We start from the raw sequence: 10579 nt of genomic DNA on the forward strand, positions 1-10579 counted from the left end.
GGCTCAGCACGGCGCTGTTCGTTGCCCCAATCGCCTTACGAATGCCAATTTCGCGGGTGCGCTCCACGACCGACACCAGCATGATATTCGCAATGCCGATACCTCCTACGACTAAGGAAATTCCGGCGATCGCACTCACCAAAACCGTGAACAGCCCCACCACGCTGCTAAAGGTGTTGATAATATCAATCTGGCTGCTAATGCGAAAGTCGTCGGGAGTAGGCGGAAAAATGCCGTGACGAATCCGCAGTACGTTTGTCACCTGAAACTGAGCGGCCTCAAGCTGCGCCTGATCTGCGGCCTTAATCCAAAATCCGCTAATTGCCGTGCCATTGAGGGAAGCATTCCCCACAATCTGGGATGACATCGTGGTGAGGGGCACATACACGCGGTCATCCTGATCCTGTCCGCCCACAGAACCCTTGGGTTCCATCACCCCCACCACACGATAACGCTTACTCTGAATCCGAATATCGCTACCGATCGCCGTTTCGGATGGAGCAAATAGATCGTCTCGAATTTTGGCACCGATTACCACTACTGCTTTGGCTATATCCAAATCCTGCTGCTGAAAAAATGTGCCTAATTGCGGCTTGACATTTCTTACCGCTGGAAAGTTTAAATCCGTGCCGATAGCCGTGATCGAAATGTTGACATTCCCCCGCACCACCTGAACGCCTGGGCGATATAAAAATGCTGACACCGCAGTCGCAGCGGGAACTTGCTTGGCGATCGATCGCGCATCTTCCCAGGTGAGCGTACTAGCAGAACCAGCCCCCTGACTGATGCCACCCGTTCTCGCTGCTGCTGCTGAAACTTGTAGGATATTAGTACCCAATGCCTCAATTCTCAACTCAGTGGCTCTTTGCACGCCTTGCCCGATCGAAGTTATCGCAATGACAGATGATATCCCAATAATCACGCCGAGCATCGTTAAGCCGCTGCGAATTTTGTTACTCCATAGGGTTTCGACTGCCATCAGAAATATTTCTAGCAGTGAGATTTTGCGTTTGGTGCGGCGGGAGGGACGCATGAGGGATTTGTCCGCTAAATCCCCTCTTGGGAGGGGTGCCTGCAAGGTGGGGTGGGTAGATCTACGCATGAATTCAAGTATCCATAAATGGTAGTTTCGGAGAATGTGGGTTCTGGCTGTCTATCGTCAACCGCCATCTGTAATCGCAGTGGCTTTACGGGTTCCAGGTGGAAAACTGAGTAAAACCCGTTCGTTCCCAGTTAAACCAGACTTAACTTCAGTCTTATCATTAACAGTTGTCCCCACCACGATCGGCGTAAATACCGGATCGCCGCCTGTTTTCGCCACAAATACACCCTGAGCCTTTGCCTGTTGCACGATCGCCGCTGTCGGCACAATCAGCACCTGATTCAATTCTCCGGCTCTAAAATCGATCGTCACATTCATCCCTTGACTGAGCAGCTTTTGGGGATCTGCAACCGCTACTTTTACCTCAAAACTGGTCACATTTTGTTGTACCAATGACTGGGTAGCCACTTGTGTTACTTTGCCCGCAAAGGTTTTGCCAGAATAAGCATCAACTTTAATCGTTGCTACCTGCCCGACCTTAATCTGGGCAATACTGGCTTCGGCTACCTGCGCCACGATTTCATTAGTGGATGCTAGAGCCAGAATCGAAGATGAGGTTGCCGAAGTCACCGCACTACCCGCCGTTGTGGGGGTGACGAACGCACCAGGATCGGCATATTTACGCGCGATAATCCCCGCGAAGGGGGCGCGGATCGTGGTGTCGTCGATATTCCGCTGCGCGATCGCGACTGCACCCTGAGCTGCCATCACTTGGGCGCGGGCTTCGGCGATTTCTTCGGGGCGAGATCCGGCTTTGAGTAGATTTAATGCCTGTTGGCGTTGATTGACAACGCTTCTGGCTTGGGCGATGTCTTCAGGGCGCGATCCGGCTTTGAGTAGATTCAATGCTTGCTGGCTCTGCTCTACTTGCGCTTGGGCACTATCACTAGTCGATCGAGCCGTACTCAATGCTTGTTGAGAGATGGCTCCCTGCGATCGTAATTGTTGGTTGCGCTGTAAATCTTCGGCTGCTTGCCTGTTCGTCGCCTGAACTTTATTTAGGTTGGCTCTAGCTCCAGCGATATCTTGCGATCGATTCCCCGCAATTAGCTTATTCAAACCAGCATTTGCTTCATTAACCTGAGCTTGCGCTTGGGCGATATCCTGCGATCGATTCCCCGAGACAACCTTACTCAAATTCGCCTGAGCAGCAGCAACATTGCCCCGTGCCTGGAGCAATTGCCCTTGAAGGTTTGAATTGTCCATATATGCGACAATCTGCCCTGGCTTGACAAAATCACCTTCTTTGACTAGCAGCCGTTTTAAGACACCGGATGTTTTGGGGCTGACATTGACCGAACTTTCGGGTTGCACAGTGCCATTGGCGGATACCAAAATTGTCAGATTCCCCCGCGTGACTGCTGCCGTCTGAATTTTGCTCTGTGCCCGTTGTTTAGGTACAGTTACTAATTGGTTGTAGCCAACATAGCTACCAATACCGAGCAGTGGAATTGCCACCAGCAACCACATTAGCCGCTTGTCGATCTTGGGATGAAGGAGATTCTCTACCAAAGAATCTACACCCTTCCTTAAATTCAGAGTAATACTCGACATTGTTACCTCAAACTCTGGTGTCAGGACATCGATCGATTCAATGTCCTAGTTGCTGTTTAGATCGTTAGACTCTAGAACCGGATACCAGCCCCAACAGTAAAAGCTGTGTCTCGATCTTGACCGTTATTTAGCGGTACGTTTATTGCTCCTTTTAATCGGAGGCTATCGGTAAGATCGAGATCGACTCCACCAACCAAACCAAAGTTAGTATTATTATTATTGTTATTGCCAGTATTGAAGTCTACCGAACCACCAACAAAAGGGGTAAGTTGGAGGGTTTCCGCATTATTGCTGAGAGGGAGATCGTAGGTTAATGCCGTACCAAACTTAGTACCACTATTGGGAAAATAGACAAATGGACGCAGGGACAAATTACTGCTGATTCCAAATTTGGTATCGACCCCAAATGCGGTTCCGTTACCAAATTCAACCGATGGGCCGATCGAAGCTTGACCTAATTGGGCGTTAGCTGGTTTACTCATGCCAAAAGTGGCAAGAGAGGAACACAGGAGAGCTAAGGCAATAAGCTGTTTTTTCATGGTAAATTCTCTGTCGTTTTAATTGAATTGGTCTCGCGATTGTAGCTCTTGGTATCGATTTAAGTTCTCAAAATTAATGTCATCTCTAATTTTGATATCAGGCATTGGTGCAGCCGCGCCAACGCCTTCAATTACGGATATTAGCCTCGATTCCCACGATTAACTTCTCGACTTAGTTGAACGTAGGTTTGATACCCACGCCGCTCCAACCTGTTAGCAGCCTGCCTTGCATCGCGACGATTATCATAGTTACTCTCTAGAGTCCATTGCCGTTGGCGTAGCCTCTCCCCTGGAGAATCGTTACGGTTGCGATAATAAACAGAAAACTGGCGATCGCGATTTCGGTTGTTACGATACTGGTAGTCACGATTTCGGTTGTTAGGATACTGGTAGTCGCGATTCTCCAAAGGAGAGGCTACGCCAACGTACTGAGCGATTTTGTCTGAATCTAGTGCCTGTGCTGTCAGGGGCGTAGTTACTGCGAATCCCGTACATACCAGTGCTAGTAAAATTAGCTTCTTCATCAGATTAGTTTTAAAGTGGAATATTTGGGTTAGTTAATTAAATTTATAACCTAATTAATCGACCATACTTTAAAGTTAATCGATCGAACAAGTGAAGCACTCTGTCTAAAGGAGTAGATAAAAATGCTTTAATAAAACAGAATCACATAACACTAGTTTTGACATTCATGCTATCTACAAAATTACACTTAAAATTATTTGATTTTAAGATGTGCAATTAGCTCCTAAAGAAGCCTTGAATTATCAATCTTATTGAATTAAAACATGAGTAAGTTGTAAATAACTCACAATTTACTCATGTTTAAAAACACGACAAAGACAAGTATTGTCGTGAATAAAAATAAAGTGACTTTGTTTTTATTCACATATATTTAATTAGAAAATTAAGCGATCCATGCTTGCTGCCTAATTGACTTTAGTTCCCTCTGAATCAGTCAAGACAGACCAATCATCTCCATCTAACCACTCCCAATGGGTAGCCAGATTATTACCGTCATTGCGAAATGTATACGTGGTACGGTATTCTGTTCCGATCGATGACGACCAAACACCATCACGGATCGTTCGCTGGCCAAGATGAATTCTGCCATAGTTGTCAAATATTTGGGAGGAATACGTTTGGCTCACAGCATCATAGCCGATTGTTTCGATCCCACTCATCGGTAAGTCGCCGATTTGCCCATTAAAGTGACGAACGAGAAAAAACCCACCTGGTAGCCACTCGTAGGTTTCCGCCCCAATCCACCGGACGGGTGAGTCGTAGGGGTTTTCTTTCGACTGTCCCGATCCGTAAGATAGCCCTTGTGTAGGCCACTTGCCAACAAATACATTCAGAAGTTGGAGTTCGGCACTAGGGGTAAGTGGTGGCTGTAGAGTCTGGGGTTTTGTTACTGTTGCTTTTCGTGACATGGTTTAGCTTCCAATGTTTGATGATAAATGCCTCGATGCTCTTGAGGAGCATTTGCTTTGCCTCCGGCAGGCTAACGCCAAGTGCAATAGCCGCTCCCTTCCTGCGGAACGCTGCTTTGTTGGCGTAAGCCTACGACTCCCGCGCTGATGGAAAATCGTCTACGAGACTTTCGTTAACTTCACATCCATCCAAGGGAGCCAATTCAAACCGTCGCTGGACTGCTCCCATTGACCTGTCAAAGTGTTGCCAATGCTGTTGAACAGACCTATGAACCGCGATGATTTTCCCTCAATCGTCCAGGTGTGGTCTTGAAGATGGGCGTGGAATAAGTCGGAGTTGCCGCGACTATCGAAGCAGTGGCATGTGTATGTCTGGCTCGAAGGGTCATAACCGATAAATTCAAGCGTGTTTAACTCCTCAGTCCCAATGTGTCCGTTCGCACGATGAACCAGGAAAAACTTACCAGGCATCCACTCATAGGTGTCCACGAAGGCTACCTTGACGGCTGGGACATCCGCGCTGGCGTGAGTCTCTCCTTCTGTGTTCCACTTCCCTACAAATAGATGTAGACGCTGGATTTCAGCACTGGGGGCGATTGGTTGCCCTTGAGACTGGAGTTTGATGTCGATTGTTTGTTGAGTCATTTTTAGCTTCCTATATTCGATTGAAAAGCATCGGCGATTTCTTGGCATCGCCTTCCCTTGGGGAAAGCGATGCGCCGATCGATCTATGAGCGATTACCTGCTTCGTAATGCCAAGGGCAAGGCTCCGCCAACAGCTTCGCGTCGGCTCTGCCGAAACGCGGCTACGCCAACGATTGCAATTTCTAGATAGATTAGTTGTGTTATCAAAACTTTTTCAGTATTCGACCGATCGGTATTTATTTCGCGCTCTTTGCAGTGATTTGAGCGTAAAATAATTTAACTTTAAAGCAGCCTCTGACGACATTAAAATAGCTACCTTAAAACCTAAAAATCACGCTCTTAAAATGCTCGTACTATTTAAATAATTGTCGATCGCCTACAGTAGGCTACTTGCACTGAGCAGAGCTGAAGTGCGTCGTAATGCCAAGGGCAAGGCTCCGCCAACGTGAAACGTCGCCTGTGCCTACGGTAGCCTATTGCCAATGCAGAAGTGCGCCAACGCAATTTCTTTCCATACCTTGATTTTACAAGACTCACCAGATTCAAACACTCAAGGATCGGTAGTTAATCTTTAATTTTAATCTTTCGATCTAAACTAGATAAAAATATCAATTATTTAACCCGATCGTTTACCAACAAGGACAGTATTTCACCCTTCTTGTTAGCTGACTGACGCTACCAACTATTAACTAATTCTTTGAGTTTAGATTGTGCTTCGTCTAAACTCCGTTTCCGTGCCGCGTCGCCCAGTTGTGGTTCAGTAAATCGGCGATTACCTCCGGTAGGCTACGCCAACGCTGAAACGAGCACTGATGCAATCACAAGCCAAGGTGCGATCGCCACAAAGTTTCGTTGCCAAGCGGGTTTATCGCGCAGTCTCGCTTGAGACCGTTGTACAGATTGATGCCAAAACGGAAAGGTCGTGAATACAGCGCAAAGATATAGCAGTCCTGCGGACACTAATAGGCTGGTCTTAGCGTTCGGAGTCATGTCAGGGTACCCAAGGGCGATAGCGAAGCGCTGCCTTGAGCAGGTCGCGGTTAGGCAGATTCCCGTCGCTAGATACAAGAACGTAAACAGGGTAAATCGCTTCATGGTTTTCTCCTTATGTTCTGTATAAATTCTAGGAAACTACAAATTCGAGGTCGATTTTTTCATGCCCATCATTGCGTGGAAGACGCTACAACAACCATTGGACCAGCAGAGGAACCAGGTAGCCGAGCGAGAACGCTTCCCAGATCGCGCCGACGATGAACAGTGGGAGTGCGGACAGACTCAGCCAACCGAGCTGTTGTAGCCCACGGACGTAACCCTGACGATGGTTCCGAGCACCGATGGTTGCGGGGCGAACCCAAGACCGACCGAGGATATATGCGCCAAACATCAAGAGGGCGTATGCCTGAAATTCGATGAGTGCCGTCAGCGAGTGCGGGATCATTGCCACCGCCATAATCTTGGTAGTCGGGGCTAGAGCCAAACCGAGAGTGAATGCCCGATACGCGAATATGGCGATGCCAGCAAAGGGAACGATTAGCGAAGGGAGCACGATTAACAGCGCACCGCTCGTGACGTTGACTCCCAGGATGGTCAGCGAGAACAGCCAAGGGTTATTGATTAGCGATCGAATAAGATCCGTCATTCCGTTGTCTTCCATGGTGGCCACCTGAGTTGCGCCCAAGTTGGGGAAGACCATCGCCGCTACCATCCCGGTGATGACTAAGCCATACACAATGGCGTTGATGATGAGATAGGCGCGAAAATTGTCGCGAACGATCTGGAAGGGTTGGCGAAGAAATCGTATATGTTGTGCTGATTTTACATTTTGGGTCATGTCACTCACCTGTGTGTGGTTTGTCGAGCTTAGGTTTTGATAACGAAAGCCCTTAATTCGATGATTTGACCGCCGCGAAAACGCCAGACATCGCAGTACGAATAATCAACCGCCTTCCCGTCTTTGTCCTTCAATGTGATGTCGCCGAGTGCCGTGACCAGATCGCCCTCAGCGATTAAGTCAGTGACAGTAAACTTTGGCGGTTCGATGTATGTCGCTGCCATTCAATAAGCTCGTAACCGTGACGAGCTTATTGCCTAGCTGCGCGATCGCTACCTGTTGTAATTCATCTTTCAATTGGCCGTGCTCATCGAATGCTTGATGAGCATTTCCAATCGCCTTTTGATCTGGCAATACTAGAACGCCAATGTTGCCAAGAATAGATCGAACGTGAACTAATCCCCGCAAACCTCCCAACGCTCCAGGGGAAGCACCCATCAAGATGGCAACCTTGTCTTTGAAACATACCAAGGATGGTTCGCCTGGTTCGGGACGCGATGCCCAATCGATTGCATTTTTTAGGAGTGGAGTAATTGAACTGTTGTATTCTGGGCAGGCAATCAGGAATCCCTGATGTGCTTTCATCATTGCCTTGAGCTTGAGAGCATTTTCTGGCAACCCCTCAGCCGTCTCTAGATCTTCATCGTAGAGTGGTAGGGGCAGGTCGCGGAAATCTAGATAGGTAACTTCTGCACCAGCAGCTTTGGCTCCTTCAGCAGCAATTTTTACTAGCTTTTTATTGAAGGAATCTTTGCGGGCACTTCCAGCAAAGGCAAGAATTTTAGCGGTCATAAATTTCTCCTTTTTAGTGTTGAGAGATTTTTTTTGAATCTAGTGCCTGTGCTGTAAAGGGCGTAGTCACTGCGAATCCCGTACATACCAGTGCCAGTAGAATTAGCTTCTTCATAAAATCAGTTGCAACCTGTAAGGTTTGAATCGATTAATCAAACTCTAAATTTAATTAATCGATACCTTCAAGTTAACCACCTAAATATCCAAAGCACTCCCTCTAAAGGTATAGATAAAAACGTGTTAATAAAATAGAAAATACAACGCTAAGTTTTGTATTGTTTTATATATAAATAGCGCCAAAAATATTCTAGCTTAAGACGTACATTTAGCTGCTGAAGGGATTTTGAGACATTATTTTATTAAATTGAATAAAAATTAGATTGCAACCAACTCACAAACTCCTCACATTTAAAATATACGATCGACGCAAGGAAATTATTGAATAAAAAAGTTATTTTAATTTATGTTGAGAAAAAGTAACTAGAGCTGGTTGTGCCAGCAGAACTGCCCATCATGGAGAGAGTCAAGTGGATGCTTTAACAGATGTACAGTGACAGATTGTTTGTCATCGGCGACACATTGTTGTCATTAAAACTAATTAAGTGTCTCCGTGTCAAATTCGGCTAGCAACACGCCTTCCTCGGCAGGATCGGCACTCATGACGGCTTGTTCGATGAAGTTGGGGACTTGGGCGAGAATGGGTTGGAGGTTGCCAACTACAGATTGGAAGGCATTGATGCGATCGCGGAGTTTGCGGTAGACTTTAGCTTCGACGGTGCCATCGTAGTAAAAGTTATGAATCCTCACTGTAGGGGCTAATTGTCCGATCCGATCGATCCGCCCGATTCTTTGTTCGACTCGCAGCGGATTTCACGGCATGTCGTAATTCAGTAGTACGCTACAGGTTTGAAGATTTAAGCCTTCGCAAGCCGATTCGGTGCAGAGTAAAACTTTGATTTCACCCGCACGGAATGCTGACTTAATTTTCTCTTTAGATATTTGTACCCACTTATCTCCCTCATAAATTTCGCCACCGCGCCCAGAGTAGCAAGCTACTTGATTACCATAGATTTGATAGAGATTATCGCGGAGATAATCCATCGTATCGGTATATTGAGTAAAGACGATCGCGCTTTCTCGTTGGTTGAGTTCTTGGCGAAGAATGATGAGAAAATTGGATAGTTTACTATCTTCGCCTGTATTCTCAAATTGGCGGAGTATTTTTTCTAATTCGGCAATTTCTCTGGGATCTGTCGGTTGAGCGAAGAAGGATTCCAAGCCTTGAATAATACTATCATCGGCATCATCGATATCGTTGAGATCGTCGGGGGTAATACTGATGCCTTCTAATCGACGTTTGAGTGATTCTTTGACAGCGTAGAAGGAACTGGTGAGCCGTTTGCGGTAGAGCGTCATCAAGAAGCCCAATGCTTTGCGATTTTCCTTTTGGGCGAGTTGATAGAAGTGCCGGACATAATCGCTGACGACTTGATAGAGTTTTACTTCTCGTAGAGGTTCTAGTACGATCGCATTATCGCTGACAATTCGAGTCGGGATGTCTCGATCGAGAATACCATGACGATAGTATTCCCGCAGGGTATCGCGGGTATGTCGGAACATTAGATCCTTGAGTGGTGTATTGGTAGTCAGGTATTGACGGGAAGCGGCGATAAATTCTTTATCTTGGATACATTGTTTATAGTCGATACTTTTTCTGCCTGTTTGCCAAGTATCTTGGAGGCGATGGGCGAGTAATCTATCTTGTTGGTTTAGATGGGCATTTAATCTAGGGCAAGGTTTACCACCGCGTTTGAAGTAATCGGTAGACATCTGTTGCCAGAAGTTTAAAGTATCTCTGTCTATTTCACCGCTGAGGGTTGCGAAATAGTTGCAGAAATTTTCGCTATAACTCCAATGTCCGGATAATCCGAGCAGGTTTAATAGATCGAAGATTTCGACTGGATCTATTTGCATCGGCGTGGCAGAAAGTAAGATTAGAGAGCGTGTGCGCTCTTTTAATTTTTGGAGTAATTCTAATAGTCGATTGGGTGTATCTTTGCGTTGTTGGGGGCTGCGACGACGGGCGTGATGTGCTTCATCTAGAATGACTAAATCCCAAGGTTCGGCGGCTAGTAATTCTTTGGCTCTGTCGCTGCGCCGAATTAGATGAGATGATGCGAGGATGAGATTAGTGGTATTCCAAGGATTGCTATTAGGTGTAATTGTCGATCCATAAGGATCTGTAAATTCGCCTTGACTATAACTCCAGAAATTGAGATTAAATTTTTCGCGTAATTCTTGTTGCCATTGATTTTGAACGCTGGCGGGTACTAATAATAAGACGCGCTGAACTTTTTGGCTGGTGAGTAAATATTTGAGAATTAATCCAGTTTCGATCGTTTTACCCAATCCTACTTCATCGGCGATGAGGAAATTGCAGGGGAAATTATTGGCAACTCGGCGCAGAATCTTGAGTTGATGCGCCCACGGGGAGATTGGAGTCGATTTGAGGCAGAAATCTAGACAGCCAGGATGGTTGTGTAAGTTGGCGAGGAGATCGAAGAGTTGTTTTTCTTGAGGTGTAGGAGTTAGGTTTTGGAATTCAGGTTTTGGGGGTGGAGTGGAATCTGGGGTTTGGGGTATCGGGTTTGGGGGCTGAATTTCGTCTAGATCGAATTCGATT

The 10579-nt window shown here is 46.5% G+C and carries 8 protein-coding genes and 2 pseudogenes; all 10 read right to left on the minus strand.

The genetic code is table 11. From position 1 onward, the window contains the following. A partial coding sequence (locus RMO35_RS22090) for an ABC transporter permease (RefSeq protein WP_396135710.1) occupies positions 1–1033 on the minus strand: 1033 nt, incomplete at its 3' end. A gap of 126 nt (positions 1034–1159) precedes the next feature. Continuing rightward, positions 1160–2656 carry an efflux RND transporter periplasmic adaptor subunit gene (locus RMO35_RS22095; protein ID WP_309744353.1) on the minus strand — a complete coding sequence of 499 codons (1497 nt, stop codon included), beginning with the start codon at positions 2654–2656 and terminating at the stop codon, positions 1160–1162. A 71-nt stretch (positions 2657–2727) separates the two neighbouring features. Then, the gene (locus RMO35_RS22100; RefSeq protein WP_309744356.1) at positions 2728–3195 is read right to left on the minus strand and encodes a hypothetical protein; all 468 of its coding nucleotides are present in this window, start codon (positions 3193–3195) and stop codon (positions 2728–2730) included. 140 nt (positions 3196–3335) lie between these two features. Then, entirely contained in the window at positions 3336–3719 is a 384-nt protein-coding gene (locus RMO35_RS22105; protein WP_309744358.1) for a hypothetical protein, read from the minus strand. 405 nt (positions 3720–4124) lie between these two features. After that, a complete protein-coding gene (locus RMO35_RS22110) occupies positions 4125–4628 on the minus strand; it encodes a DUF1579 family protein (RefSeq protein ID WP_309744360.1) in 504 nt (167 codons plus the stop codon). Positions 4629–4787: 159 nt separating this feature from the next. Then, complete coding sequence (locus tag RMO35_RS22115) at positions 4788–5273, minus strand: DUF1579 family protein (protein WP_309744362.1); 486 nt, start codon at positions 5271–5273, stop codon at positions 4788–4790. Between the two features lie 1180 nt (positions 5274–6453). Next, a complete protein-coding gene (locus RMO35_RS22120) occupies positions 6454–7104 on the minus strand; it encodes a stage II sporulation protein M (RefSeq protein ID WP_309744363.1) in 651 nt (216 codons plus the stop codon). 29 nt (positions 7105–7133) lie between these two features. Next, positions 7134–7328: pseudogene (locus RMO35_RS25445) on the minus strand (nuclear transport factor 2 family protein); the annotation flags it as partial. Beyond that, entirely contained in the window at positions 7285–7896 is a 612-nt protein-coding gene (locus RMO35_RS22125) for an NAD(P)H-dependent oxidoreductase (protein ID WP_309744365.1), read from the minus strand. The pseudogene RMO35_RS25445 and the gene RMO35_RS22125, both read right to left, overlap by 44 nt. Positions 7897–8505: 609 nt before the next feature. Next, positions 8506–10579, minus strand: a pseudogene (locus RMO35_RS22135) (DEAD/DEAH box helicase); the annotation flags it as partial.

This window comes from Chamaesiphon sp. OTE_20_metabat_361 (assembly GCF_031364565.1).